Source organism: Nocardioides jejuensis (assembly GCF_004337475.1).
Taxonomy (GTDB): domain Bacteria; phylum Actinomycetota; class Actinomycetes; order Propionibacteriales; family Nocardioidaceae; genus Nocardioides; species Nocardioides jejuensis.
Genome location: NZ_SJZJ01000034.1, coordinates 1 through 26,769 on the forward strand (window position 1 = coordinate 1; position 26,769 = coordinate 26,769).

At 69.4% G+C, this 26,769-nt stretch carries 25 protein-coding genes; 11 read left to right on the plus strand and 14 right to left on the minus strand.

Annotated elements, in window-relative coordinates; translation table 11 throughout:
- The first annotated feature begins 199 nt into the window (after window positions 1-199).
- Window positions 200-1,159 carry a hypothetical protein gene (locus tag EPD65_RS14960; RefSeq protein WP_131585549.1) on the plus strand — a complete coding sequence of 320 codons (960 nt, stop codon included), beginning with the start codon at window positions 200-202 and terminating at the stop codon, window positions 1,157-1,159.
- 67 nt (window positions 1,160-1,226) lie between these two features.
- Here EPD65_RS14960 and EPD65_RS14965 read toward each other — a convergent pair whose 3' ends face one another.
- The 4 genes from EPD65_RS14965 to ctaC all read right to left on the minus strand — a co-directional run bounded on the left by EPD65_RS14965 (window position 1,227) and on the right by ctaC (window position 5,517).
- A complete protein-coding gene (locus tag EPD65_RS14965) occupies window positions 1,227-2,429 on the minus strand; it encodes a L,D-transpeptidase (RefSeq protein ID WP_131585551.1) in 1,203 nt (400 codons plus the stop codon).
- A 126-nt stretch (window positions 2,430-2,555) separates the two neighbouring features.
- Window positions 2,556-2,969: a cytochrome c oxidase subunit 4 gene (locus EPD65_RS14970; RefSeq protein WP_131585553.1), complete on the minus strand. Its 414-nt coding sequence runs from the start codon at window positions 2,967-2,969 to the stop codon at window positions 2,556-2,558.
- Window positions 2,966-4,636, minus strand: coding sequence for an aa3-type cytochrome oxidase subunit I (ctaD, locus tag EPD65_RS14975; protein ID WP_131585555.1), 1,671 nt, complete (start codon window positions 4,634-4,636; stop codon window positions 2,966-2,968). Before ctaD ends, EPD65_RS14970 begins: the two co-directional genes overlap by 4 nt.
- Window positions 4,633-5,517, minus strand: a complete 885-nt coding sequence (gene ctaC / locus EPD65_RS14980) for an aa3-type cytochrome oxidase subunit II (protein WP_131585557.1) — start codon at window positions 5,515-5,517, stop codon at window positions 4,633-4,635. Before ctaC ends, ctaD begins: the two co-directional genes overlap by 4 nt.
- Window positions 5,518-5,627: 110 nt before the next feature.
- On the opposite strand from ctaC, the gene EPD65_RS14985 reads away from it, so the two are divergent.
- Both EPD65_RS14985 and EPD65_RS14990 read left to right on the plus strand, forming a co-directional pair.
- Window positions 5,628-6,776, plus strand: a complete 1,149-nt coding sequence (locus EPD65_RS14985) for a cysteine desulfurase family protein (RefSeq protein WP_131585559.1) — start codon at window positions 5,628-5,630, stop codon at window positions 6,774-6,776.
- A complete protein-coding gene (locus EPD65_RS14990) occupies window positions 6,773-7,000 on the plus strand; it encodes a sulfurtransferase TusA family protein (RefSeq protein ID WP_131585561.1) in 228 nt (75 codons plus the stop codon). The genes EPD65_RS14985 and EPD65_RS14990 overlap by 4 nt, the downstream gene beginning before the upstream one ends.
- A 17-nt stretch (window positions 7,001-7,017) precedes the next feature.
- Here the strand turns inward: EPD65_RS14990 and EPD65_RS14995 are convergent, their stop codons facing one another.
- The gene (locus tag EPD65_RS14995; RefSeq protein WP_131585563.1) at window positions 7,018-7,995 is read right to left on the minus strand and encodes a carbohydrate kinase family protein; all 978 of its coding nucleotides are present in this window, start codon (window positions 7,993-7,995) and stop codon (window positions 7,018-7,020) included.
- Window positions 7,996-8,058: 63 nt separating this feature from the next.
- On the opposite strand from EPD65_RS14995, the gene EPD65_RS15000 reads away from it, so the two are divergent.
- A complete protein-coding gene (locus EPD65_RS15000) occupies window positions 8,059-8,289 on the plus strand; it encodes a hypothetical protein (protein WP_131585565.1) in 231 nt (76 codons plus the stop codon).
- Window positions 8,290-8,356: 67 nt separating this feature from the next.
- Here EPD65_RS15000 and EPD65_RS15005 read toward each other — a convergent pair whose 3' ends face one another.
- The gene (locus EPD65_RS15005; RefSeq protein WP_243640617.1) at window positions 8,357-8,779 is read right to left on the minus strand and encodes a HesB/IscA family protein; all 423 of its coding nucleotides are present in this window, start codon (window positions 8,777-8,779) and stop codon (window positions 8,357-8,359) included.
- Window positions 8,780-8,873: 94 nt separating this feature from the next.
- Window positions 8,874-9,956, minus strand: coding sequence for a glycerate kinase family protein (locus EPD65_RS15010; protein ID WP_131585567.1), 1,083 nt, complete (start codon window positions 9,954-9,956; stop codon window positions 8,874-8,876).
- 115 nt (window positions 9,957-10,071) lie between these two features.
- Between EPD65_RS15010 and nadA the strand changes: the two genes are divergently transcribed.
- Entirely contained in the window at window positions 10,072-11,247 is a 1,176-nt protein-coding gene (gene nadA, locus EPD65_RS15015; RefSeq protein ID WP_131585569.1) for a quinolinate synthase NadA, read from the plus strand.
- 80 nt (window positions 11,248-11,327) lie between these two features.
- Window positions 11,328-11,681: a zinc ribbon domain-containing protein YjdM gene (locus EPD65_RS15020; protein WP_131585571.1), complete on the plus strand. Its 354-nt coding sequence runs from the start codon at window positions 11,328-11,330 to the stop codon at window positions 11,679-11,681.
- On the opposite strand, the gene EPD65_RS15025 is transcribed toward EPD65_RS15020, so the two are convergent.
- Window positions 11,682-12,329 carry a VOC family protein gene (locus EPD65_RS15025; RefSeq protein WP_131585572.1) on the minus strand — a complete coding sequence of 216 codons (648 nt, stop codon included), beginning with the start codon at window positions 12,327-12,329 and terminating at the stop codon, window positions 11,682-11,684.
- Between the two features lie 82 nt (window positions 12,330-12,411).
- Here EPD65_RS15025 and EPD65_RS15030 point away from each other — a divergent pair, with 82 nt between their 5' ends.
- Window positions 12,412-12,975: a DUF3043 domain-containing protein gene (locus EPD65_RS15030; protein WP_165873026.1), complete on the plus strand. Its 564-nt coding sequence runs from the start codon at window positions 12,412-12,414 to the stop codon at window positions 12,973-12,975.
- A 67-nt stretch (window positions 12,976-13,042) separates the two neighbouring features.
- Here EPD65_RS15030 and dapB read toward each other — a convergent pair whose 3' ends face one another.
- Window positions 13,043-13,798: a 4-hydroxy-tetrahydrodipicolinate reductase gene (gene dapB / locus EPD65_RS15035; protein WP_279387578.1), complete on the minus strand. Its 756-nt coding sequence runs from the start codon at window positions 13,796-13,798 to the stop codon at window positions 13,043-13,045.
- Between the two features lie 79 nt (window positions 13,799-13,877).
- Here dapB and EPD65_RS15040 point away from each other — a divergent pair, with 79 nt between their 5' ends.
- A complete protein-coding gene (locus tag EPD65_RS15040) occupies window positions 13,878-14,393 on the plus strand; it encodes a class I SAM-dependent methyltransferase (RefSeq protein ID WP_131585576.1) in 516 nt (171 codons plus the stop codon).
- A 3-nt stretch (window positions 14,394-14,396) separates the two neighbouring features.
- Here the strand turns inward: EPD65_RS15040 and EPD65_RS15045 are convergent, their stop codons facing one another.
- The 5 genes from EPD65_RS15045 to ptsP form a co-directional block, all read right to left on the minus strand.
- The gene (locus EPD65_RS15045; RefSeq protein ID WP_243640618.1) at window positions 14,397-15,707 is read right to left on the minus strand and encodes a M16 family metallopeptidase; all 1,311 of its coding nucleotides are present in this window, start codon (window positions 15,705-15,707) and stop codon (window positions 14,397-14,399) included.
- A 53-nt stretch (window positions 15,708-15,760) separates the two neighbouring features.
- Window positions 15,761-17,995, minus strand: a complete 2,235-nt coding sequence (locus EPD65_RS15050) for a polyribonucleotide nucleotidyltransferase (RefSeq protein ID WP_131585580.1) — start codon at window positions 17,993-17,995, stop codon at window positions 15,761-15,763.
- A 293-nt stretch (window positions 17,996-18,288) separates the two neighbouring features.
- On the minus strand, window positions 18,289-18,564 hold the full coding sequence (gene rpsO, locus EPD65_RS15055; RefSeq protein WP_107700106.1) for a 30S ribosomal protein S15: 276 nt from the start codon (window positions 18,562-18,564) through the stop codon (window positions 18,289-18,291).
- Between the two features lie 154 nt (window positions 18,565-18,718).
- Window positions 18,719-20,986, minus strand: a complete 2,268-nt coding sequence (locus EPD65_RS16610) for an MMPL family transporter (protein ID WP_243640619.1) — start codon at window positions 20,984-20,986, stop codon at window positions 18,719-18,721.
- 162 nt (window positions 20,987-21,148) lie between these two features.
- Window positions 21,149-22,840 (minus strand): phosphoenolpyruvate--protein phosphotransferase, encoded by a 1,692-nt coding sequence (gene ptsP, locus EPD65_RS15065; protein WP_243640620.1) that lies wholly within the window; start codon window positions 22,838-22,840, stop codon window positions 21,149-21,151.
- Window positions 22,841-22,927: 87 nt separating this feature from the next.
- Here ptsP and EPD65_RS15070 point away from each other — a divergent pair, with 87 nt between their 5' ends.
- From EPD65_RS15070 to EPD65_RS15080, 3 genes are read left to right on the plus strand one after another with little or no spacing between them, the layout of a single operon-like run.
- Window positions 22,928-23,695 (plus strand): DeoR/GlpR family DNA-binding transcription regulator, encoded by a 768-nt coding sequence (locus EPD65_RS15070; RefSeq protein WP_131585582.1) that lies wholly within the window; start codon window positions 22,928-22,930, stop codon window positions 23,693-23,695.
- Window positions 23,692-24,654 (plus strand): 1-phosphofructokinase family hexose kinase, encoded by a 963-nt coding sequence (locus EPD65_RS15075; RefSeq protein ID WP_131585584.1) that lies wholly within the window; start codon window positions 23,692-23,694, stop codon window positions 24,652-24,654. The genes EPD65_RS15070 and EPD65_RS15075 overlap by 4 nt, the downstream gene beginning before the upstream one ends.
- Complete coding sequence (locus EPD65_RS15080) at window positions 24,651-26,723, plus strand: PTS fructose transporter subunit IIABC (protein ID WP_131585586.1); 2,073 nt, start codon at window positions 24,651-24,653, stop codon at window positions 26,721-26,723. The genes EPD65_RS15075 and EPD65_RS15080 overlap by 4 nt, the downstream gene beginning before the upstream one ends.
- Window positions 26,724-26,769: the final 46 nt, after the last annotated feature.

Below are 26,769 nucleotides of genomic sequence, written 5' to 3' on the forward strand. Positions count from 1 at the left end.
AAGGGCCGCCGCTCCCCCACCGGGAGCGGCGGCCCTTCTGCTTCCCCCCGAGACGGGGCTCATGCCGCGCAGAGACGAGGCTCGTGCCCCGCCGAGGCGAGCCCTGTGCCCCGTCGAGACGAGGCTCGTGCCGCCGCCTATCCACAGGTGCCCCACACAGAGGTGCAGACAGAGGCTCGGGCAGGGCATGAAGGGAGGTATGAACCATGACTTCCTGGACTACCTGGTCGCGACCGATCTTCCGCTGCCCCATGACCGCCCCTTCACGTACGTCGAAGCCCGCGACGCGCTCGGAGGGCGACATGCCGTGGCTGCACTCCTGCGCCGCGGCCTCCTGCTGAGCGACGTCAGATCGATCTATCGCACTGCGGCCTCAGCGGACGGACATGCCATGCGGATCGCGACTCTTCGTCTTCTGGCGCCGGCCGATGCCGTCATCTGCGACCGCAGCGCCGCCTGGCTGCACGGCGCCGCCATGGCCCTGCCGCCGAATAGTCACCTCAGCCCGCCACCCGTCGATGTCTATCTGCCGCGCAACGCGCGCCTGACCAACGCCGTGACGCACAGCGGCGCACGCCGAATTCGCGCCGATGACGTCACCACCCTCGACGGCCTTGTCGTGACCACGGCGCTCCGAACGGCGTGCGACGTCGGCCGGCTGCTCGCCCGCGAGCAGGCGATGGCGGTCCTCGACAGCCTCGCCGGGACGAGCGCCTCCGTTACGTCCACGCGCATCATGAACGAGACGACGCGCTACCGCGGCTTCCGCGGCGTGCGCCAGCTACGCGATCTCGCCCCGCGCATCGATGGCCGGTCGCAGTCGGCTCCGGAGAGCATCCTCCGCCTTCGCTGGGAGGACTGTCCGGACCTGCCGAAGCCCACCCCACAGGTGCCCGTGCTCACCCCGAGCGGGATGCGTTTCCTGGACCTCGGCGTGCCGGATATCAAATACGCCGCGGAGTACGACGGCAGCGAGTTCCACGGCCCGGAGCAGCTTGCCGACGACACCGAACGCCGCCATCTGCTCGCCGAGGACGGGTGGGAGATCGACATCTTCCGCCGCGACAATCTCTTCGGCGCGCAGCAGGACTGGGAGCACATCCTGCGGCGAGGCGTCCGGCGCGCGCAGCGACGGCACGCCCGGCGCCCAGCCGCTTGATGCGCACGAGGCCCGTCTCGACCGTGCACGAGGCCCGTCTCAGCGCGGCACGAGCCCCGTCTCGACGTCAGAGGGCCGAGCCGGACTTCCAGTCAGCGAAGGAGAGGTTCCAGTCGCCGTAGCCGTTGGTGAGCTCCATCGGACGGTCCGTGCCGGTCGTCTCGACGACGTCTCCACGGCGGCTCATGTTGAAGAGCCACTCCGCGTTGGACGTCGACATGCCGGTGCAGCCGTGCGAGACGTTGGCGTGGCCCTGGGACGCGACCGACCACGGAGCTGCGTGGATGAACTCGCCCGAGTAAGTCAGACGCATCGTCCACTGGACGTCGTCGACGTGGTAGTAGAGCGGGTTGTCCTTGCCGATGCCGACGGTCTCGGAGTCCATCGTGTGCTTGGCGGCCTTCTCGATGATCACCTTCGTGCCCGAGCGGGTCGTGAAGCCGGGCATGCCGGTCGTGATCGGCAGCGTGCGGAGCAGCGCACCGTTGGAGTAGACCTGCATCTGGTCCGTCTGGGCGTTGACCTTGTAGATGTGGGCGTCGCCGATGTGGAAGTCGATCGAGCGCGACTCCTGACCGTAGATGCCACCACCCGCCGGAACGCTGTTGAGGTCGAGGTTGACGTGCACCTCCGTGCCCGGCTTCCAGTACGTCGCCGGACGCCAGTGCACCTCGCGGTCGCTCAGCCAGCGCCACGACCCGGCCTGGGCAGGGGTGCTGGTCACCTTCATGCGCTTCTCGAACGCCGCCTTGTTCGCCACCGCGGTGTCGAGGGAAACGATCACCGGCATGCCGATACCGACGGTCTCCCCAGCGAGCGGAGCGATCGACGGGAAGGCCTCGTGCGCGTCGTCGAGCGTGACGGTCGTGAAGCGACTGCGGACCGGGACCGACGTGCCGCCCTCGTCCGTCGCCTTCGCGAAGATCACGTACGTCGTGGCCGGCTCGAGGCGGCCCGTGGCACGCCAGCCGGTGCCGTCCTCGGCGAGCTTGCCGGGGACGAAGGATCCCTTCGTCTCACCGGATCGCGCCTGCATCCGGACCTTGGTCAGGGTGCCATCCGCGACGGTGGTCGCCACGCGCGCGTCGATCGGCACAGCGCTGCCGCTGACGGTCGTCGTCAGCGTGGGCACGGCCACGTCCTTGCTCGGCGATGCGGAGTCAGCGTGATCCCCGCCGAGCGCCGACGGAACGGCGTTGCACGCGGTGAGCAGCGCCAGGGCGCCGAGACCCGTCGCCACGCGGGCAGACAGGGAGAGGCCAACGGTCATGGGGAAGGCTCCGGATCGCAGAAGGTGTGCAGGACACAGATTACTTGTCCGGGAACGCCGAAGGCCTCATCCCGGCGGTGTCGCTTGTCACCGCGGGACGAGGCCCTCGTCAAAGGTCGAGCAGGCTCAGTGAGCGTGCTCTCCCCGGTAGTACTCGAAGATCCAGCCCTGCACGGCCAGCAGGCCCAGGATCACGCCGATGGCGAAGAGCCACCAGGCGAGGACGACGCCGAGCACGATCACCGCGAGGGTGAGCGAGCACCAGAGCGGCCACCACGAGTACGGCGGGAAGAAGCCCAGCTCGCCCGCGCCGTCGGCGATCTCGCCGTCCTTGCGGTCCTCGGGACGCGGGTCCATGCGCGAGGCGTGGAAGCCGAGGTAGAGCGTGCACATGGCGAACAGCAGCGTCGTCATGGTGAGGGCCGACGTGCCGGTCCAGTCACCACCCTTGGCGGAGTTGTCCGTGATGATCCAGTACGCGGGGGTCACCAGCGCGCAGAACGCGGTGACGGATCCGAAGACCCAGGCCTCTGCCTTCACTTGGTGAGCTCCTCACGCTCGGTGGAGTCGACCTCGAAGGCCGCGATCTCCGGGTGGTGCAGGTCGAACGCCGGGGACTCCGAACGGATCCGCGGGATCGTGTGGAAGTTGTGACGCGGCGGCGGGCAGCTGGTGGCCCACTCGAGCGAGCGACCCCAGCCCCACGGGTCATCGACCTCGACCGGCTTCGACTTGCGGGTCAGCCAGACGTTCAGGATGAACGGGATGGTCGACGACGCGAGCAGGAAGGCACCGACCGTCGAGACCTGGTTGAGGGTCTCGAAGCCGTCGTCCGGCAGGTAGTCGGCGTAGCGGCGCGGCATGCCCTCGACACCCAGCCAGTGCTGGACGAGGAAGGTGAGGTGGAAGCCGATGAACAGGATCCAGAAGTGGACCTTGCCCAGCGTCTCGTTGAGCATCTTGCCGGTCATCTTGGGCCACCAGAAGTAGAAGCCCGCGAACATCGCGAAGACGACTGTTCCGAAGACGACGTAGTGGAAGTGCGCCACGACGAAGTACGAGTCGGAGAGGTGGAAGTCGAGCGGCGGCGACGCGAGGATGATGCCGGTGAGACCACCGAAGAGGAAGGTCGTCAGGAAGCCGACCGACCAGAGCATCGGGGTGTCGAAGCTCAGCGAGCCACCCCACATCGTGCCGATCCAGTTGAAGAACTTCACGCCGGTCGGGACCGCGATGAGGAACGTCATGCCGGAGAAGAACGCCAGGTTGACCGCGCCCGTGACGAACATGTGGTGGGCCCACACGGCGACGGACAGGATCGCGATGCCGAGCGTGGCACCGACGAGGCCGACGTAACCGAAGATCGGCTTGCGGCTGAAGACCGGGAGGATCTCGGTCACGATGCCGAAGAACGGCAGCGCGATGATGTAGACCTCGGGGTGACCGAAGAACCAGAAGAGGTGCTGCCACAGGATGGCGCCACCGTGGTTGGTGTCGAACACGTGCGCGCCGAGTGTGCGGTCAGCCTCGAGCGAGAGCAGCGCACCCGCGAGGATCGGGAAGACCAGGAGCGCCAGCATCGAGGTGATGAGGGTGTTCCACACGAAGATCGGCATGCGGAACATGGTCATGCCGGGGGCACGCATGCAGATGATCGTCGTGATGAAGTTGACCGAACCGAGGATGGTGCCGAGACCACCCATCCACAGACCCATGATCCACATGTCGCCACCGACGCCCGGCGAGCGGACGGCGCTGGAGAGCGGGGTGTAGGCGAACCAGCCGAAGTCGGCCGCGCCCTCGGGGGTGAGGAAGCCGGCACCGGCGATCAGGCCACCGAACAGGTAGAGCCAGTAGCTCAGCATGTTCAGTCGCGGGAACGCGACATCGGGAGCACCGATCTGGAGCGGCATCACGACGTTGCCGAAGCCGAAGAACAGCGGCGTCGCGAAGAGCAGCAGCATGATCGTGCCGTGCATGGTGAAGAGCTGGTTGAACGTCTCGTCACTGACGACCTGCGTGCCCGGGAAGGCAAGCTCCGAACGCATCAGCAGCGCCAGGACGCCGCCGAACATGAACCAGGCGAACGACGTCGCGAGGTACATCTTGCCGATCAGCTTGTGGTCGGTGGTCGTCAGGAGACGGAAGATGTTCGTGCCGAGCGGCTTGCGGCCGCTGGCGGTCAGGGGCGCAGTTGCCGCGCTCACTTGTTGCCTCCGGTCTCGGTCTCGTCGGCCGAGAGGCCGGCGGTGGTGGATGCGTGCGAGCCACCCAGGAGCGGGTGGTCGGACACGTGCTCCGGGTCAGCCTTCAGCTTCGCCATGTACGCGTCGTAGTCCGCGGAGTCCATGACCTTCACGTTGAAGAGCATGCGCGAGTGGTACACGCCGCAGAGCTCGGTGCACTTGCCCCGGTAGTCGCCGACCTTGTTGGGGGTGACGGAGAAGTGGTTGCGGTCATCACCGGTCTGGCCGGGGATGATGTCCATCTTCATGAGGAAGCCCGTGATCCAGAACGAGTGGATGACGTCGGGCGACGACAGCTTGAACTCCGTCGTCTTGCCCTCCTCGAGGACGAGCGTCGGGATCTGCGAGCCGGTGCCGGCGGTGTAGGCCACCGGACCGTTGTCGTTGTCGCACGACTCGTTGTAGTTGAAGGTCCACGACCACTGCTGACCGACGACCTGCACGCAGTTGTCCGGGGCCGGCGTCTCGTTGAGGACCGCCTCCTGCACCCGAACGGTGTGCGCGAAGAACACGATGACCATCATGATCGGCGCGATCGTGTAGAAGATCTCGAGCGGAAGGTTGTAACGCGTCTGCACCGGGATCTCGTCGTCGCTGCGGCGACGGAAGCGCCACGACGCGTAGAAGATCAGTGCCCAGGTGATCCCGCCCGTGATCAGGGCCGCGATCCACGCGCCCTTCCACAGCTCGAAGATGTCCTGGCCCTGAACGGTGCCCGGCGAGTTGCTGGGCATGGCCCAGTGGTGGAACTGCTTCTCGGTCTCGGGGTCACAGGCCCCAAGGAGAAGGAAGCTGGCGCCGACGAGCGCACCCAGCGCCGTACGGCGAGCGCGCCTGGTCATCTGCAGACCCACAACGAGCCTTCCTCTAAGACTTCACGGATACGCGGGACTCTAGCGGAACACCGGGGCCACTTGTGCCCCAGCCCACCCGATAGATTCACGGTGTGAGATTGCCCTCCGACCCGCATGCCGGGTATCTCGACGCAGCGTCCTCCGAACCGCTCCATCCCGCGGCTCGCGAGGCGCTCCTGGCAGCCCTCGACCGCGGCTGGGCGGACCCGCGCCGGCTGCACACCGAGGCGCGCAACGCACGGCTCATCCTCGACAACGCACGCGAGGCAACGGCCGCCGCTCTCGGCGTACGTCGGGACGAGGTGACGTTCACGTCCTCGGGGACCGACGCGGTACATCGCGGTGTTCTCGGCCTGCTCGGTGGGCGCCGGCGTGGTTCGACGCTGCTCCACTCCGCGGTGGAGCACTCGTCGGTGCTCCATGCCGCGGCGTGGGCCGGCACGATGCTGGACACGACCGCCCGGGTGCTGCCGGTCGACCGCGAGGGACGCCTCTCCCCCGCGACCGTGCGCGAGTCGCTGGCTGCCCTCGACGGCACCGCGATGCTGGCCGTCCAGTCGGCCAACCACGAGGTCGGCACCGTGCAGCCGCTGGCAGAGATCGCCGCGCGCGCTGCGGAGCGCGGCACGCCGCTCTTCGTGGACGCCTGCGCCTCGATGGGCCGACTTCCCCTCCCGGGCGGCTGGTCCGTCGCTTCGGGCTCCGCGCACAAGTGGGGCGGCCCGGCCGGCGTCGGCGTACTCCTGGTGCGGAAGGGGTCCGCGTGGCGCAACCCCTACCCCGTCGACGACCGCAGCGACGAGCGCGGTTCCGGCTTCGAGAACGTCCCCGCCACCCTCGCCGCCGCCGCCGCGCTCCAGGCCGTCGTCGCGGAGCGGGAGGCGGTCAATGCGCGCCAGCACGCGCTGATCGCCCGGATCCGCGACGTGGTCGCCACGATCCCGGACGTCGAGGTCGTGGGCCCCGCAGAGACGCGACTCCCCCACCTCGTCACCTTCTCCTGCCTGTACGTCGACGGCGAGGCGCTCGTGACCCGCCTGGCCGAGAAGGGGTACGGCGTCGCGTCCGGCTCCGCCTGCACGGCCTCCACGCTCACGCCGAGCCACGTGCTGGAGGCGATGGGGGTCCTCACGCACGGCAACGTACGGCTCTCGCTCCCCCGCACCGCGACCAGCGCGGAGGTCGACGCCTTCCTCGCGCTGCTGCCGGACGTCGTCCGCGACCTCCGTGCCGAGGTCGGACTGTGAGGCTCGACCTCGACTGCCGCGGGCTCCGCTGCCCCGCGCCGATCATCGCGCTGGCGAAGGCGCTGCCGACGGTCGACGTCGGTGACGAGATCGCCGTCGCCGCGACGGACGTCGCCGCCCGGGTCGACGTCCAGGCCTGGTGCCGCATGCGCGACCAGGAGTACGTCGGTGAGGAAATGGCAGAAGACGGCACACCGCTCTACGTGGTGCGCCGCCTCCTGTAGGAATCAGGCCCGGAAGATCAGGCGGAGAGCGCCTCGCGGATCTCCTTCTCGGCCACGTCGCCGTAGGTCTCACCGAGGCGGGTCAGCATCTCGTCACGCGTAGCGGTGTACTCCTGCGTGCCGACCGTCTCGACGACGTACGCCGCGATGGTGCAGCCGAGCTGCGCCGCGCGCTCCCAGCCGAGGCCGCGGGTCAGGGCCGCGAGGAAGCCGCCGCGGAACGCGTCACCGACGCCGGTCGGCTCGACCGGGGTCACGCCGTTGAGGACGCCGACCTCGATCAGGAGGCCGTCCTTGTCCTGGATCCGGACGCCGTCCTTGCCGAGGGTGGTCACCCACGTGCCGACCTTGGCGAGCACCTCGTCAGCGCCCCAGCCGGTCTTGGAGACGATTAGCTCGGCCTCGTACTCGTTGGAGATGAGGATGTCCGCGCCCTCGACAAGCGGGCGGATCAGGTCGCCGCCCGCGAACGCGAGCTGCTGCGACGGGTCCGCGACGAAGGTGTAGCCCCGCTGCTTGCACTCCTCGGTGTGGCGGAGCATGCCGTCGGGGTCGTTGGCACCGATCAGGACGTACGCCGGCTGGCCGACGCGCTCGACGATCGGAAGGAGCTCGATCTCGCGGGCCTCGCCCATCGCGCCCGGGTAGAAGGAGGCGATCTGGTTCATCTCGGTGTCGGTCGTGCAGGTGAAACGGGCGGTGTGCTGCGTCTCGGAGTAATGCACCGACGAGCAGTCGACGCCGTGGCGGTCGAGCCAGGAGTGGTACTCGGCGAAGTCCTCGCCCACCGCGCCGACCAGCACGGGGCGCTCGCCCAGGCGCGCGAGCGCGAAGGCGATGTTGGCGGCGACGCCACCGCGGCGTACCTCCAGGTCGGAGGCGAGGAACGAGACCGAGATCTTGTCCAGCTTCTCCGCGACGAGGGAGTCGGCGAACTTGCCCGGGAAGGTCATCAGGTGGTCCGTGGCGATGGAACCGGTGATCAGCAGCGACATGCGCGGAACACTACCGCCGGGTAGGGGTTCTGGTACCCACGAGTAGTACCTAGCGTCGGTGCCATGACGATGAAGCAGCCCGACCACGTGCCCTACGAGGACGCCAGCTCCCCCACTGATATGCACGGCGACTGCGAAGAGGCGAAGCGCAACCTGCGGGTGCCGCTCCCCCGACGCGCCCAGGCCCTCACGACCGCGCTGTCGGCGGCGACGCCCGAGCGGGTCAAGGCGCCGGCGCTCGCTGTCTCCGACAAGCTGGCCAAGATGGCCGACGCGCTGTTCGACCGCGCCTGACCCCGAGACGCACGAAGGCCCCCGCACCGACCGGTGCGGGGGCCTTCGTCTGTCCGACGAGGTCGGATCAGTGGAACGAGTCGCCGCAGGCGCAGGAGCCGGAGGCGTTCGGGTTGTCGATCGTGAAGCCCTGCTTCTCGATCGTGTCGACGAAGTCGATGACCGCACCGTTGAGGTAGGGGACCGACATCCGGTCGACCACGACGACGACGCCGTCGAAGTCGGTCGTCACGTCGCCGTCGAGCGTGCGCTCGTCGAAGAAGAGCTGGTAGCGCAGGCCCGAGCAGCCACCCGGCTGCACCGAGATGCGGAGCGCGAGGTCGTCACGACCCTCCTGCTCGAGGAGGCTCTTGACCTTGCCGGCCGCAACCGGGCTCAGGTTGATCTGGTCAGCACGGGTGTCGAAGTCGCGGGGAGCCTCGATGTTGAGGGTCGCGGCCGGTGCACCGTGGCTGTGTCCGCCACCGCCACCGCAGCAAGCGTCGCCCATGGTCACTCCTTGAAGTCTTTGCCAGTTGGTTCTGGGTCGTTGTCCGACGTCCTCAATGGTCGCACACGCGCGGTTATTCCCCACATGCGCTGCGTCACGGTGACCACTGGTCGGCCACGTGGGCGGCGAGCTCCTCCAGCGCGGCCCCCGGCTCGGTGAGTGCGCGGTCTCCGGCCCGCTCCACCATCGCGTACGCCGACTCCACACCGAGGGCGCGCATCTCGCGGTTGCCGACGTCCACACGCCCGGCGAGGACGACGCACGGCCGCGCGTGCTCGCCCGCGAGTGCCGCGACACCAGCCGGGACCTTGCCGCCCCGCGTGGTGAAGTCAAAGGCACCCTCGCCGGTCAGGACGAGGTCGGCCGCCGCCGCGCGGGCAGCCAGGCCGGTCGCCTCGGCGACGACCTCGAAGCCGGGACGACGGTCCGCCCCCAGGAGCGCCAAGGCGAAGCCGAGGCCGCCCGCGGCGCCGGCACCCTTGCCGGCGGCGGTCTTCCGGTCGGTCGCGGCAGCAAGGTCCTGCAGGGCACCGTCGACGCCGGGAAGCTCGTCCTCGGTCAGGCCCTTCTGCGGGCCGAAGACCTTCGCTGCGCCAAAGAGACCGGTCAGCGGGTTGTCGACGTCGCTGGCAGCCACGATCGAGACGCCTCCGACCGCTGCCCGTGCGGCGGTCAGGTCGATGTGGGTCACGCCGACCAGGCCCGCCGGGCCTTCGTCGAGCGGACGGTCCGCCGTGGCACCGAGTGCGGCAAGGAGGCCGGCGCCGCCGTCCGTCGTGCCGCTACCACCGAGACCGACGATGATCTCGCGGGCACCGGCGTCGATCGCCGCGAGCAGCAGCTCCCCCACGCCGTACGTGCTGGCCCGGCGGGCGTCCGCCCCGCCGGTCAGGGCGAGCCCACAGGCCTGCGCCGACTCGACGTACGCCGTATGGCCGACGAGGAGGAGAGTCGCCGGCGCTGCAGCACCCAGGGGTCCGCGGACGGTCACAGCCTCGAGGGTTCCGCCGAGCGCTGCGTGCAGCGTGTCGACGAATCCCGGCCCGCCGTCCGACAGGGGCGCCAGGTCGAGCTCGTCGAGCGGCGCGGTGCGTGCCCACCCGGCGGCGATCGCGGTGGCCGCCTCCTGCGAGGTCAGGGTCCCGGCGTACTTGTCGGGCGCGATGAGGATGCGCATGGCCGCCATCCTGCCGGGAACGACAGGGAACGTCGGGGAACAACCCGGTCCGGAGTGCGGTTGCCCGCTCGGACGCGCCCCGGTCGAGGGGCGCAGCGGTCACTAGGATGGACGCATGACGACTGTCGACCTCCCCCTGCTCCCGCTCGGGCGCGGCAAGGACCTGGACTCCGAGCGCGGCGTCGAGTGCCCCGGTGACCTTCCGCCGGCTTCGGACCCCGACCTGGTGGCGCGTGCCACGGCTGCGAAGGCGGCGCTCGGCGAGCGCGTCTTCGTGCTCGGGCACCACTACCAGCGCGACGAGGTCATCCAGTTCGCTGACGTCACCGGCGACTCCTTCAAGCTCGCGCGCGACGCTGCTGCCCGCCCGGAGGCCGAGTTCATCGTCTTCTGCGGCGTCCACTTCATGGCGGAGTCGGCCGACATCCTGACCGCGCCGGAGCAGAAGGTCATCCTTCCCGACCTGGCTGCGGGTTGCTCGATGGCCGACATGGCCCGGCTCGCGCAGGTCGAGGACACCTGGGCCGCGCTCGAGGAGGCCGGCATCGCGGACGTCGTCGTCCCGATCACGTACATGAACTCCTCGGCCGACATCAAGGCGTTCTGCGGCAAGCACGACGGCGCGGTCTGCACCTCGTCCAACGCCGACGTTGCGCTCGAGTGGGCCTTCGCGCAGAAGGGCGAGGGCACCAAGGTCCTCTTCCTCCCCGACCAGCACCTCGGCCGCAACACCGCGGTGCTCAAGATGGGCTTCTCGCTCGAGGACTGCATCGTGTGGGACCCGCGTCTGCCGGGTGGTGGCAACACCCCCGAGCAGATCCAGGCCGCGCGGATGATCCTGTGGAAGGGCCACTGCTCGGTGCACGGCCGCTTCTCCCCCGACGTGATCGACGAGCTCCGCGCGAAGATCCCCGACCTCAACGTGATCGTGCACCCCGAGTGCCAGTACGAGGTCGTGACGAAGGCCGACCTCGTGGGCTCCACGGAGTTCATCATCAAGCAGATCGAGGCCGCGCCGGCCGGCACGAGCTGGGCGATCGGCACCGAGCTCAACCTGGTCAAGCGCCTCGCTGAGGCCCGTCCGGACCTCAACATCGTGTTCCTGGACCGCAACGTCTGCTACTGCTCGACGATGAACCGCATCGACCTCCCGCACCTCGTGTGGGCACTCGAGTCGCTCGTCAACGGCGAGGTCCCCAACGTGATCGAGGTCGACCCCGACACCGAGCACTGGGCCAACATCGCGCTCCAGCGGATGCTCGACCTCCCGGGCAAGACCCACAAGGACTGAACCCCGAAGCGCCCCGGTGCGTGCACCGGGGCGCTTCTTCCGCCACCCCACTTGAAGACCTGATCAGATCGGAAACTTGAATGAGCGACACCCTGCCCCCGTGCCCGCAGTGCGGCTCCGAGTACACCTACGAGATGGGCGAGCTCATCGTCTGCCCCGAGTGCGCCCACGAGTGGTCGCCCTCCGAGGCAGCGGAGGCGGCCGACGCCGCGTTGATCCGCGACGTCAACGGCAACGTGCTCGCCGACGGTGACGACGTCGTCATCGCCAAGGACCTCAAGGTCAAGGGTGCCGGCGGCGGCACGATCAAGGTCGGCACCAAGGTCAAGGGCATCCGCCTGATCTCCGACGGCGTCGGCGACCACGACATCGACGCGACCGTCGAGGGCTTCGGCCGCATGCAGCTCAAGTCGAGCGTGGTCAAGAAGGCCTGATCAGGCCCTGGGTGGTTGCGGGCTGATCAGCGCCGTGGCCACCGAGACGTCCATGTCCCGCGTCCGCACGGTGGTGATCCGGCGCCCGGGCTGGACGGCGTCCTTGACCCGGCCACTCCGCTCGCCGAGGTACGCCGCAGCGGCGTCGATGTCGGCGACGGCGTGCGTGATGCCCCAGAAGGTGGCCGGTCCTTCCCCTTCGCCAGTGGGAGCGCCGATGACCTCGAGGATGACCTCACCGAGACGGAAGAAGACCTGACGCACGGGTGAGCCTGCGAGCTCTGCGTCGCGCACCCGGCGTACGGCCAGGCCCAGCGCCTCGAGGGAGGCCGTCGTGCGGGCGATGTGCGGCGTCATCAGGACCAGGTGGTCGATCTGCGTGACGCCGAGCGGGTGAACGCCGAACCCGGACGTCGTCGCGGCCGTCGCAACGGAGGTCGACACCCCCTCCGCCGACTCGAACGCCGCAGCAGCCGCCGGGTCCACGCCCGCCAGCACCCAGCTGCGTACGCCGCGCGGGCCGGCCGACCCGACGAAGCGGACCGCGACGGAGCCGATCCGGCAGGTGTCGCCGTCGACGGCGAAGCCCGCGGCTGCCCACGCTGCGGCGTCGTCGCCGACCTGGATCTCCTCGATGGTGATCGTCACGCGGGCGAGGGTATCCGCGGAGCGGTCCAGGAGGCACCCGCGGGTAGGCTGGACGGGTTCCGTCCGCACGCACGAAGGTCCGATGTTGTCCACGAAGCCGTCCGACGAGACTCCGTCGAACACCGCCCCCGGCAAGAAGGGTCGCCCGACCCCGTCCCGCAAGGAGGCCGAGGCCGCTGCACGCGCCCGGGCCCGCAACGCGGCGGACCCGAAGGCCCGGCGCAACGCCCAGAAGTCCCAGCGCAAGGCCGCGATGGCCGACCTCCGCGAGGGCTACAAGACCGCGGACGAGTCGAAGCTCCCCGAGCGCGACAAGGGGCCGGTCAAGCGGCTCGTGCGCGATGTCGTGGACTCGCGGATCGGCTTCGCCGAGCTCTTCGCTCCGCTGCTCGTGCTCATCCTGATCATGAGCGCCGTCAACCCGGTGCTCGGTCAGGGCATGTGGCTGATGGCCGTCGTCCTCGTGGTCCTCGACATCGTCTGGATCCGGTTCAAGGTGCGCCGCGAGGTGCGCCGCCGCCTGCCCGGCAAGCCGCTCAAGGGCATCACGTACTACGCGGTCGTCCGGTCGCTCCAGCTGCGCATCCTGCGCCTGCCCAAGCCGCAGGTGAAGATCGGCCAGCGGCTCCCCGACACGTACCGCTGATCAGCAGACACGAAAGGCCCGCTCCCTCCGGGGAGCGGGCCTTCGTCGTTGGTCGGACGGCGTCGACTCAGAGGTCGAGGAAGTGCTCGAGGCCGACGGTGAGGCCGGGGTGCGCGGCAATCTGGCGGCAGCCGGTCAGCACGCCCGGGCCGAACGACGCCCGGTCCATCGAGTCGTGACGGATCGTCAGCGTCTCGCCGGGACCACCGCAGACGACCTCCTGGTGGGCGATCATGCCGCGGATCCGCAGCGCGTGGACCCGTACGCCGTCGATGTCGGCACCGCGAGCACCCTCGATCTCCTGCGACGTCGCGTCCGGGAACGCCGGCGAGCCGGCCGCCTTGCGCGCCTCGGCGATCAGCGCCGCGGTGCGGGCCGCAGTGCCGGAGGGGGCGTCGGCCTTGGTCGGGTGGTGCAGCTCGATGATCTCCACCGAGTCGTAGAACGGCGCGGCGATGGTCGCGAACTTCATCATCAGGATCGCGCCGATGGAGAAGTTGGGCGCGATCAGCACGCCGGTCGCCGGGGACTCCTCCAGCCAGCCCTCGAGCTGGGCGAGACGACCCGCGTCGAAACCGGTGGTGCCCACGACGGCGTGGATGCCGTGGGAGATGCAGAACTCCAGGTTGGCCATCACGACGTCGGGGTGCGTGAAGTCGATGACGACCTGCGCGCCGCTGCTGACCAGGACGTTGACGTCGTCACCGGCGTCGATCGAGGCGACCAGCTCCATGTCGTCCGCAGCCTCGACCGCAGCGCACATCTCGGCGCCGACCTTGCCCCGCGCCCCGAGGACGCCCACCTTCAACTTCGTCTCAGCCACGGGCGCAACCGTACTTCAACGCAGAGATCACAGGGTGTCCGTGCTGCCGTCGCGGACCACAACTGGCAGTCTTGTGCCCATGTCCATCCAGACCATCCCTGCGCGCATCCGCTGGGCTGTCGACGTACTCGACGTACAGCCCGACGATCACGTCCTGGAGATCGGCTGCGGAGCCGGTGAGGCAGCCGGTCTCGTCGCGAGCAGGCTCGGCAAGGGCAAGCTGATGGTGATCGACCGTTCCGAGGCGTCGGTGGACCGCACCAAGCGTGTCAACGCCGAGTACGTCGAGTCCGGGCGCCTCACCGTCCGCCACATCGACCTCGCCACCCTGCGCGTCCCGGTCAAGCGGCTCGACAAGGCGTTCGCGGTCAACGTGAACCTCTTCTGGATCCGCGACTGCCGCGACGAGGTCGCCCTGCTCCACGAGAAGCTCAGCCCCGGCGGCACCGTGCACCTCTTCTACGAAGCCACCAAGCTGGACGAGGTCCGGCTGATGGTCGAGAAGTCGTCGCACGCGCTCGCCGAGGCCGGCTTCCGCGTCTCTGCCGTGCAGAGCCGACGTCCCGCCATGGTCGGGATCATCGGCCGCAAGTGACCGCTACGGACCGACCGAAGCGAGCATCTCCGCGCCGCTGAACAGGTCCGCCGCCAGCTCGGCGACGTCCTCGAGCGTCACCGCGTCGATGCGCGCGAGCGCGTCGTCGAGGCCGATCAGCTCGTCGTAGATGAGCTCGGCCTTGCCGTTGCGCGACATCCGGGCGCCGGAGTCCTCCAGCCCCATGATCATGCTGCCGGCGAGCTGCCGCTTGCCGCGCACGAGCTCGTCGGCCGTGATGCCGTCGGCGGCCACCTTCTGCAGCTCCGCACGCACGACGGCGAGCGTCTCGTCGAGCTTCGCCGGCAGGCAACCGACCGCCACGCCGACCAGGCCGGCATCGACGTGGTGGCTCGCGAACGAGTAGACCGAGTACGCCAGGCCGCGCAGCTCGCGCACCTCCTGGAAGAGGCGCGACGACGCACCGCCGCCCAGCACCGTGTTGAGTACGCCGAGGGCGTAGCGCCGCGGGTCGCTGCGGGTCACGCCACGGACGCCGAGCACGACGTTGACCTGCTCCAGCGGGCGCATCGCGTGCGACTCCCCCGCCGTGATCTTCTTCGCCGTTGCCACCCGCGGGGCGACGACCGGCTCCTCGTCGACGGCCAGGAAGTCCGACCGCCCGAAGGCCTCGCGGATCTGGCGTACGACGGTGTCGTGGTCGACGTTGCCGGCAACCGAGACGACCATGTTCGCCGGGCGGTAGTGCCTGGCGTAGAAGCGGCTGATCTGCGCGCGGGTCAGCGTCTCGATCGACGCCTCCGTGCCCGCGATGCCGCGGCCCAGCGGGCTGTCGCCCCAGGCCTGCGCGGCGAAGAGGTTGTGCACGACGTCCTCGGGGTCGTCGTCGTGCATCGCGATCTCGTCGAGGATGACCTCGCGCTCCGCCTCGACGTCGGCGTCGGTGATGACCGAGCTGGTCATCATGTCGCCGAGCACGTCGATGGCCAGCGGCAGGTCCTCGGCGAGCACCCGGCCGTGGAAGCAGGTGTACTCCTTGGCCGTGAAGGCGTTGAAGTCGCCGCCGATCTCGTCGAGCACGATCGAGACGTCGAGCGCCGAGCGCTCGCGGGTGCCCTTGAAGAGCAGGTGCTCGAGGAAGTGCGAGGCACCGTGGAGCTTGGGCGTCTCGTGACGCGAGCCGACGCCGACCCACACGCCGATGCTGGCCGAGCGGACACCGGCCATCTCCTCGGTCAGGACGCGCAGCCCGCCGGGCAGCACCGTCCGGCGTACGCGGGAGACGACGCGGCCGGCGTCGTCCTTCTCGACCAGGACGGTGCGGGTCGAGCCGATCTTCTGGGGAACGGACAACCGCCCGGCAGTTGCCTGCCGGGCGGTCGTCTTCGTGCGACGTGGGATCACGCTCAGGCGTCCGACTCCGGAGCCTCGGCGGCGTCGGCCTCGGCCGCGTCACCCTCACCCTCGATGAACGGGACGAGCGAGAGCTTGCCGCGGTCGTCGATCTCGGCGATCTGGACCTGGATCTTCTGGCCCACGGCCACGACGTCCTCGACCGACTCGACGCGCTTGCCGTCGTTGAGGGCACGAAGCTTCGTGATGTGGAGCAGGCCGTCCTTGCCGGGGAGCAGGGACACGAAGGCGCCGAAGTTCGTCGTCTTCACGACCGTGCCGAGGTAGCGCTCGCCAACCTCCGGCATGGTCGGGTTGGCGATCGCGTTGATCGCCGATCGGGCAGCCTCGGCAGCCTCGCCGTTGGTCGCGCCGATGTAGACGGTGCCGTCGTCCTCGATGGAGATCGAAGCGCCGGTGTCGTCCTGGATCTGGTTGATCATCTTGCCCTTCGGGCCGATGACCTCACCGATCTTGTCGACGGGGACCTTCACGGTGATGATGCGCGGCGCGTGGACCGACATCTCCTCGGGCTCGTCGATGGCCTCGGCCATGACGTCGAGGATCGTGTGGCGGGCGTCGCGGGCCTGGGTCAGCGCCGCAGCGAGGACCTCGGCCGGGATGCCGTCGAGCTTCGTGTCGAGCTGGAGGGCCGTGACGAAGTCGCGGGTACCGGCGACCTTGAAGTCCATGTCGCCGAACGCGTCCTCGGCACCGAGGATGTCGGTGAGCGCGACGTACTCGGTCTTGCCGTCGATGGTGTCGGAGATGAGACCCATCGCGATGCCGGCGACCGAGGCACGGAGCGGAACGCCGGCCTGAAGGAGCGACAGCGTCGAGGCGCAGACCGAACCCATCGAGGTGGAGCCGTTGGAGCCCATGGCCTCGGACAGCTGACGGATCGCGTAGGGGAACTCCTCGCGGGTCGGCAGGACCGGGAGGAGGGCGCGGCGCGCGAGCGCACCGTGACCGACCTCGCGACGCTTCGGCGAACCGACGCGGCCCGTCTCACCGGTGGAGAACGGCGGGAAGATGTACTTGTGCATGTAGCGGCGGTGCTTCTCCGGCGACAGCGTGTCGAGCTGCTGCTCGAGCTTCAGCATGTCGAGGGTCGTGACGCCCAGGATCTGGGTCTCGCCACGCTCGAAGAGGGCCGAACCGTGCACGCGCGGGATGACCTCGACCTCGGCGCTCAGGGCGCGGATGTCGGCGAGGCCACGGCCGTCGATGCGGACCTTGTCGCGCAGGACGCGCTCGCGCACGCACTGCTTGGAGACGGAGCGGAACGCCGCGCCGATCTCCTTCTCGCGACCCTCGAACTGCGCGCCGATCTGGTCCAGGAGCGCGGCCTTCAGCTCGTCGAGCTTCTCCTCGCGGTCCTGCTTGTCGGCGATGGTCATCGCAGCGGAGACGTCCGCCTTGACGGCAGCCTCGACGGCAGCGAAGACGTCGTCCTCGTAGTCGAGGAAGATCGGGAACTCCTGGACGGGCTTCGCGGCGACCTTCGCCAGCTCGGCCTGCGCCTCGCAGAGCTGCTTGATGAACGGCTTGGCGGCCTCGAGGCCGGTCGCGACGATCTCCTCGGAGGGAGCCTGGACGCCCGACTGGACGAGGTCCCAGGTCTGCTCCGTGGCCTCGGCCTCGACCATCATGATCGCGACGTCGCCGGTCTCGGTGACACGGCCGGCAACGACCATGTCGAAGACCGCGCGCTCGAGCTCGGAGTGACGCGGGAAGGCGACCCACTGGCCGTCGATGAGGGCGACGCGGACGCCACCGACCGGGCCGGAGAACGGCAGGCCGGAGATCTGCGTGGACGCCGACGCGGCGTTGATCGCGAGCACGTCGTACGGCGTGTCCGGGTTGAGCGCCATGACGGTGATGACGACCTGGACCTCGTTGCGCAGACCCTTCTTGAAGGTCGGGCGCAGCGGGCGGTCGATCAGGCGGCACGCGAGGATCGCGTCCTCGCCCGGGCGACCCTCGGAGCGGAAGAAGGAGCCGGGGATCTTGCCCGCGGCGTACATGCGCTCCTCGACGTCGATCGTCAGCGGGAAGAAGTCGAAGTGGTCCTTCGGCGTCTTGCCGGCGGTCGTCGCCGAGAGAAGCATGGTGTCGTCGTCGAGGTACGCGGTGACAGCACCGGCGGCCTGACGAGCAAGGAGACCCGACTCGAACTTGATCGTGCGGGTGCCGAACTTGCCGTTGTCGAGAACGGTCTCGACGGCAGAGATGGTTGCCTCAGTCAAGGCAGACCCTTTCTGTTTGCGGAGCGAACCGCACGACCGCCTCAGGCAGGTCTGGTTGAAGAACCCGCCGCACCCTCATGTGAGGGGGCCGATCTTCGATCGAGGCCCGCAGATCCAGGCGTTGATCAAGCCTGTCGAGATCTGAAAGCCACTACCGAGGACCGGGCCGACGTCTGCGCGGGACGCTCCTGTGTGTGGTTTGTATGGAGTTGTCGGAGCCGAGCCTACCCAGCAGGGCAGACCCCCGTGAAGCAAGACCGCCCACCCGCGTGTGGCGGATGGGCGGTCCCGTATCAGCGGCGGAGGCCGAGGCGCTCGATGATCGAGCGGTAGCGCTCGATCTCGGTCTTCTGCAGGTAGTTCAGCAGACGACGGCGCTGGCCGACGAGGAGCAGCAGGCCACGACGCGAGTGGTGGTCGTGCTTGTGCTGCTTGAGGTGCTCGGTGAGGTGCGAGATGCGGTGCGAGAGCAGCGCGATCTGGACCTCCGGAGAACCGGTGTCACCCTCGGACTTGCCGTACTCGGCGATGATCTTCTTCTTGGTCTCCGCGTCGGTACCGATCGACATATCGCGGTCCTCCTTCGTCTCGTTGCGCGGCGCGCCCGGGCCTGTTCACCGGGGCACTCTGTGTCCGCGGCCGTTCTTACGGCAGTGCTGCCCGAAATGGGCAACCGGGCAAGGCTATCGCAGCCCCGCCCGGTGCCCAATTCGGTGGAGGTGGTCAGGCGTTGACCAGCTCCGCGGTCTCCTCGGGGTCGACCTTGTCCTGGCCGAGCTTGCTCGGCCACCAGATCTTGTCGCCGAGGTCGATGTTGATCGCGGTCACCAGAACCGAGCGGACGATCATCGTGTCCAGCAATACGCCGAGTGCCACCGCGAGACCGAGTTCTGCCAAGAAAACCATCGGCAAAGTGCCGAGGACCAGGAACGTCGCCGCTAGCACCATCCCCGCCGACGTGATCACGCCGCCTGTTGAGGCAAGGGCAACCAACGAGCCCTTTCGGGTGCCGTGCTGGAGGGACTCCTCGCGGACCCGGGTCATCAGGAAGATGTTGTAGTCGATACCCAGTGCGACCAGGAAGACGAACGCGAACAGCGGGAATCCTGAATCTGCACCATGAAACCCCAGCACGTAATCGAAGATCAGCGTCGAGATGCCCAGCGCGGAGGCGAAGGACAGAATGACGGTGCCCAGCAAGAGAAGGGGTGCAGCCAGCGCGCGCAGGAGCATCATCAGGATGAGCAGCACTACGGCGAGCACCAACGGAATGATGATCTTGCGGTCGTGTTGCGACGCGATCTTCGTATCGAGGTAAAAGGCAGCCTGGCCACCCACGAGCGATGACGAATCCGACTTGTGCGCCGCGGCACGTGCGTCCAGCACGATGTCCCACGCGTCCTGAGACGCCACATCCGGGGCAATCGGCCCCTCAAACCAGGCGCGACCGTCGGCCAGCGGCCGGGTATCTGTCAGCGTGCCGATGCCCTGCACATCCCCAACGGCAGTTCGCAGCTGGTCGATGCGACCCGCGTCGCCGACGACCTGCACTGTGTTCGTCTGGTTTGTCAGCTTGTGATCAGCCAACAGGTTCATCGCGGTGACCGACTTCAACTCCGTGGTGAAGGAATCCTCGGTCGTCAGCCCATTCGCATCCAGCTTCATAAGGCCGAGTGCGCCGATCGCAAGCACGGCGGCAGTCACCACCCACACCCTTCGCGGCCGCGGCGCGATGAAGGAGCCAACCCGCGCCCAAAGGCCGCCTTGGGTCGGTTCGGCCGAACCAAACTCGGGACGCCCGTGGAGTCGGGTCCAGTGTTCGATCCCGACCTGCAACAGAGTGATCAGGCTGACCGCGAAGACCAGCAGTCCGACGATCACCAGCGGAAGCACGGATCCAACTTGGCCGACAATTCCCAAGCCTGCACCAACGGCCAGGCCGGAGCCCGCGCCAACCGCCCAACGGCGGTGACCCGTGCGTGCCGGACCAAAGATCCAGCGACCCGTCACGACCAGCAGGGCAGGCAGCAGCACCATCATCACGAAGAGCGTGACGAGAACTCCGACCGCGAGCACAGGGCCGAGACTGGCGGTCGAATTCAGCTCTGCCACCGCAAGGCACATCAGACCCACGGCAACAGTGGCAGCGCTCGCGATGACGGCAGGGCCTGCTCGATGGAGGGCATGGGCCATGGCCTCGTGACGATCCTCGAAGTTGCGCAACTCCTCGCGGTACCGCGCCACGAGCAGCAAGGCGTAGTCGGTGCCTGCTCCGATGGTGAGGATGCCGAGGATGTACTGGCTCTGGTCGTTGACCGTAAGCCCCGCGTCCTTGGCCAGTAGGTAGACGACGCCGCCAGCCATCACGTTCGCGACACCGGCGCAGGCAATGACGACAAGAACAAGGAATGCACTGCGATACGCCACGAGAAGAATCAGGATCACAGCGACGAACGTGTAGATCATCAGCATGTGATTGGACCCTTGGAAGGAGTCGATGAAGTCCGCGGCCTGACCTCCGGCACCGCCGACGTAGACATCGACTCCGTCGATCGCGGTGATCTTCTTGACCTCCGAGACCGGGTCGACGATCTTGTTCCACCCATCCTTGCCGAGATTGAAGGTGAAGAAGAGGTAGGCGGCCTCGCCGTCGGGCGAGACCAGGGACGGAACGTTCTTTCCCTGCGACGCGAGCATGCGCGCAGCGTCGGGCGTGAGCACCCCGCTGTCTGTCACCCCCTTGATCTTCACGATCTTGCTTGCCTGACGGTCCATCTCAGCGAAGTCGGCAGGCGTGAGTCCGCTTGCGCGGTGATAGACCACCAATGTCGGGATGTCGTTGGGATCAACATCCTTGGCCAGCGCCTCGGACACCTTGGTCGCCTCCGCGGACCCTGGGAGCCATGACGACGCCTCATTGTTCTTGACGTCGGCCAGCTTGGCGCCGAGGGAACCGAAGCCAGCCGTCATGAGGATGACGACAACCACCATGAGCCACTTCGTTACGCGCCCGGTCAGGGCGCCCGCTACGTGTCGATGCATGAGGCAAACACTGCCGCCTCCCACTGACAACCGCATCAGGAATTCCCCTGAGATCGCCGATCCGTCAGGAACGGAGAAGTCAGGGTCACTCCTCCCCCCGCCCGCGACCCCTCAGGCCAGGGCGTCGCGCACGGCGATCCGCGCGGCTTCGGGATCGAGCGCGGCCAGCGCGGCCTCGGCAGCGCGCCGGCAGTCGGCCATCGTGACCCGGCCCAGCTGCGCACCCACGGGGCGCACCGCCGCAGGAGCCATCGACAGCGAGGTGATCCCCAGCCCGACGAGCACGCAGGCGAGCAAGGGATCGGCAGCGGCCTCGCCGCAGACGCCGACCGGCTTGCGTGCGGTCACACCAGCCGCTGCGGTCATCGCGATCAGCTGCAGGACGGCCGGCTGCCAGGCGTCGGTCAGGTGCGCGAGGTCGGTGGCCATGCGGTCTGCCGCCATCGTGTACTGGGTCAGGTCGTTGGTGCCGATCGACAGGAAGTCGACGACCTCGAGCATGCGGGCGGCCTGCAGTGCGGCGCTCGGCACCTCGATCATCACGCCCGGCTTCAGCCCGCGCTCGCGCACCTTGGCGGCGAACTCCCCGGCCTCGGCGACCGTGGCGACCATCGGAGCCATCACCCAGGTCTCGACGCCGGACGATGCGCTGGCGGAGGCGATCGCGTCGAGCTGCCGGTCGAGCAGATCCGGGTTGTCGAAGGAGAGCCGCAGCCCGCGCACTCCGAGCGCAGGGTTCTCCTCCCCCTTGTGCGTCGCGAACCCGATCGGCTTGTCCGAGCCCGCATCGAGCGTGCGCGCGACGACGTGGCGCCCCTGCCCGAACGCCGCGAGCACGTCCGCATAGATCGCGGCCTGCTCCTCGACCGACGGCTCGTCGGCCCGGTTGAGGAACGACAGCTCGGTCCGGAACAGGCCCACTCCCTCTACCGGCGCGTGGGCGGCCGTCTGCGCGGTGGGTACGTCGGCGACGTTGGCGAGCAGCTTCACGTGGACGCCGTCGGCGGTCGCGGCCGGGCCGGACCACCCGGCGATCGCGTCACGACGGACGGCGTCGTCCGCGGCGAGGGTCCGCGACTCTTCGGGGTCGGCGCCCGTGACGACCAGTCCGGTGGTGCCGTCGACGAGCACCCACGTGCCGTCGGCGATCCGGCCGGCGCCGGTCGCACCCACCACGCACGGGATGCCGAGCTGACGGGCGATGATCGCGGTGTGACTGGTGGGGCCGCCCAAGCCCGTGACCAGTGCCAGCACCAGCGACGGGTCGAGCAGGGCCGTGTCCGACGGGGCGAGATCCTTGGCGAGGAGCACGGACGGATCCACCGGCACCGGCACGCCAGGCTCGGCCACCCCGACGAGGCGCGCGGTGATCCGGCGTTCGATGTCACGCAGGTCGGTGACCCGCTCCGCCATGAGGCCGCCCATCTGGGTGAACATGCCGGCGAAGTGCTCGACAGCGATCTGCAGCGACGGCAGCAGCTGCTCGCCGGCATTCAGCTGCTTGCGGACGAGGGACCGCATCCCCTTGTCACGCGCCAGGCCGGCACTCGCGGCAAGCACCTCGGCGGCAGCACCGGAGACGGACATCGCCTTGGCCGCGAAGCCATCAGCGACCGCGGCGGCCGCGTCGTCGTACGCCGAGAGGGCTGCCGCCGCGTCAGGGAACGTCACGGACGCGAAGGCCTCGATGGCCGCCGCCGGCACCTCCTCGCGGGCCAGGACGGCGGGGCCGTACGCGACTCCGGGCACGACCGGGGTGCCCTGGATCTTCATCGTCGTCTGCTGCGCTGTTTCGGTGACCACGGTCACAAATTAACCCCGAGACCCCCTAGACAGTCAACAGGTTCGGGAGTAAAACAACATAAACACAGATTCACCGGAGGAGTTGCCGTGTACGCAGAAGAGCGCCAGCAGGCGATCACCCGCCTCGTCGGAGAGCGGGGCCGGGTCGCCGTCGCGGACCTCGCCGTCGAGTTCGACGTCACCACCGAGACCGTGCGCCGCGACCTCTCCCTCCTCGAGCGCGCCGGGCTGGTGCACCGCGTCCACGGTGGCGCCGTTCCGGCCGGCTCCCTCGCGGGAATCGAGTCGGCCCTCAGCGAGCGCGACACGGTCAACCAGCGCGCGAAGGAGCAGATCGCCCGCGCCGCCCTCGCCCAGCTCCCCCGCGGCGAGGCCACCATCGTGCTCGACGCCGGATCCACCACCGCGCGGCTCGCGTCCATGCTCCCGACCGACCGCCGCCTGGTCGTGGTCACGCACGCAGTACCGGTCGCGGCCCGCCTCGCCGGCCTCGGCAACATCGAGCTCCACCTGCTGCCCGGACGGGTCCGTCCGTCCACCCAGGCCGCGGTCGGAGCCGACACCGTCGCGGCGCTCGGCCGGATCCGCGCCGACGTCGTCTTCGTGGGCACCAACGGGCTCACCCTCGACCACGGCCTCTCCACCCCGGACCTCGAGGAGGCAGCCGCCAAGCGCGCCCTGATCCGCGCCGGCCGCAAGGTCGTCGTGCTCGCCGACTCCAGCAAGATCGGCCAGGAGACCGCACAGAGCTTCGCCGACCTCGCCGAGGTCGACGTCGTGATCACCGACTCGGCGATCGACCCGCGCGACCAGGTCGGGATCGCTGCCGCCGGCCCCGAGGTCGTCATCGCATGATCACCACCCTCACCGCTCACCCCAGCCTCGACCGGACCGTGGTCCTGACCGGCCCGCTCGAGCGCGGTGCCGTGCTGCGGGTCGCGTCGTCCGGCGTTCAGGCTGCGGGCAAGGGGGTCAACATCTCCCGTGCTGCCGTCTCCGCCGGACTCGCGACCGTCGCCGTGCTCCCCGCCGAGCCGGATGACGCCTTCGTCCGCGAGCTCGTCGCAGCGGGCGTCGACTGCGTCCCGGTCGCTGGCGGTGGCCCGATCCGCGTCAACCTGACCCTGACCGAGCCTGACGGCACCACCACCAAGCTCAACGCATCGGCCGAGCCCGCGACCCCCGACCTGCTCACCGGCCTGGCGAAGGCAGTCCTCGACCAGGCCGACGGCGGATGGGTCGTCCTCGCCGGCTCCCTCCCTCCGGGCACCCCCGACCGCTGGTACGCCGACCTGGCGGCCGCCCTCCGTCGTACGCCGGCGCGGGTGGCCGTGGACACGAGCGACGCACCGCTCCGCGCGCTTGTCGACGCTCTCGAGTCCGGCGCGCCGCACCTGATCAAGCCGAACACCGAGGAGCTCGCCTCGGTCACTGGCGCGGATCCTGCCGTCCTCGAGTCCGACCCCGTCGCTGCGGCTCACGCAGCCCAGGTCCTCGTCGACCGCGGCTTGGACGCCGTGCTGGCCACCCTCGGCGGCGCCGGCGCCGTCCTGGTCACCCGCGATGGCGCCTGGCACGCCTCTCCCCCGCCGACCACCGTCGTCAGCACCGTCGGCGCCGGTGACTGCAGCCTGTTCGGCTACCTCCTCGGCGACCAGCGCGGGCTGCCCGCCGACCAACGACTCGCACTCGCCGTGGCCTACGGCAGCGCAGCGGCCGCGCTCCCCGGCACGACCATCCCCACCCCCGCACAGGTGCACCCGGCCCTCGTGCCCGTCACGCAGCTCGACATCGCAGGAGGCATCACCTCATGACCCAGCTCATCACGCACGACCTCGTCGTGCTCGACGTGGCCCCTGGCTCGGACAAGGAGGCCGTGATCCGGTCCCTCGTCGAGCTGGTGGCCGCCGCCGGACGCAGCACCGACCAGGCCCAGCTCGAGCGCGATGTGCTCGCGCGGGAGGCGACCTCGCCGACCGGTCTCAAGGGCGGCATCGCCATTCCCCACTGCCGCACCGTCGCGGTGACCGAGCCGACGCTCGCGTTCGCCCGGCTCAACCCCGCCGTCGACTTCGGCGCCAAGGACGCCCCGGCCGACCTGGCGTTCCTGATCGCGGTGCCCGAGGGCGGCGACGCCAACCACCTGCGGATCCTGACCAAGCTGGCCCGGGCGCTCGTGAAGGCGGAGTTCTCCGCGGCGCTCCGCTCGGCGACCTCGGTCGCGGAGGTCGTGGACCTCGTCCAGAGCGTCCTCGAGCCGGCTCCCGAGACGGCAGTGGCAGCCGAGCCGGCCGAGCCGACCGCAGCAGCCGCGGCGGCCGCGCCGCAGCGTTCGCTCGTCGCCGTCACGGCCTGCCCGACGGGCATCGCCCACACCTACCTCGCCGCCGAGGCGCTGCAGGCTGCGGCCGAGCGTGCCGGCGTACGCATCGACGTCGAGACGCAGGGCTCGGCCGGCAGCACGCCGCTGCCCGCCGCCACCATCGCCGCCGCCGCCGCGGTGATCCTCGCCGCCGACGTCGGTGTCCGCGACAAGGGCCGGTTCGCCGGCCTGCCGGTCGTCGCGTCGGGCGTCAAGCGCGCCGTCGACGACGCGGACGCGATGATCGCCGAGGCCCTGCGGTACGCCGACGACCCGGCCGCCCCGCGCGTCGCCGGCACCGCGGACGCGACGCACGGGCAGATCGACGGTGAGTCGTGGGGCGCCCGCACGCGCCGGATCCTGATGACCGGTGTCTCGTACATGATCCCGTTCGTGGCCGCCGGTGGCCTGCTGATCGCGCTGAGCTTCCTGCTCGGCGGCTACCAGATCGGCCTGCCGATCGGCGCCGACGGGTCCGGTGACGGCGTCGCCCACGACATCGTCACCCACTTCTCCCTGGTCAACCTCCCGGACGCGTCGTCGTACGTGCTCAAGGGCGGGGTCCACCTGCCACACGGCGACCTGCTGAGCTACCTCGGCGCCGTGCTGCTCACGCTCGGCGGCGCCTCGTTCGGGTTCCTCGTGCCGGCACTCTCCGGCTACATCGCCTTCGCCATCGCGGACCGACCCGGCATCGCGCCCGGCTTCGTGATGGGTGCGATCTCGGGCGTCATCGGTGCCGGCTTCCTCGGTGGCATCGCGGGCGGCGTGCTCGCCGGTCTCGCTGCGCACTGGATCGCCGGTCGCAAGGTGCCCGCCTGGGCCCGGGGCCTGATGCCCGTCCTGGTCATCCCGCTCGGAGCGACCCTGGCAGCCGGCGTCGTGATGCTGGTCGTCCTCGCCGGGCCACTCGGCTCCCTCACCAACGGGCTGAACGACGGCCTCAACTCCCTGACGGGCGGCTCCGCCATCCTGCTCGGCGTGATCCTCGGCCTGATGATGGCGTTCGACATGGGCGGCCCGCTCAACAAGGTCGCCTACAGCTTCGCGACCGCAGGCCTCGGCGTCGCGGCCACCGCCAGTGACGCTCCGCAGCTGAAGGTGATGGCTGCCGTCATGCTCGCCGGCATGGTGCCGCCGCTGGCGCTGGCCCTCGCCACGGTCGTGCGACCGCGGCTCTTCTCGACCGCCGAGCGCGAGAACGGCAAGGCGGCCTGGCTGATGGGCGCCTCGTTCATCACCGAAGGCGCGATCCCGTTCGCGGCAGCCGACCCGCTGCGCGTGATCCCGTCCGTCATGCTCGGCAGCGCGGTCACCGGCGGCCTGTCGGAGGCGTTCGGCGTCAGCCTGCGCGCACCGCACGGCGGCATCTTCGTGCTCTTCGCCGTCGACGGGATCCTCGGGTTCGTCATCGCCCTCGCCGCTGGCGTCGCTGCTGCTGCCGCCTGCGTGATCACCCTCAAGTCGCTCCGCCGGCCGGCTGCAGAGACGGCCGCGGAGCAGGTCGCCGTCGCGGCCTGACCGACCCGGGTCGCCCGCCCGTCCCCGAGATCGGCGGGCGGCCCGT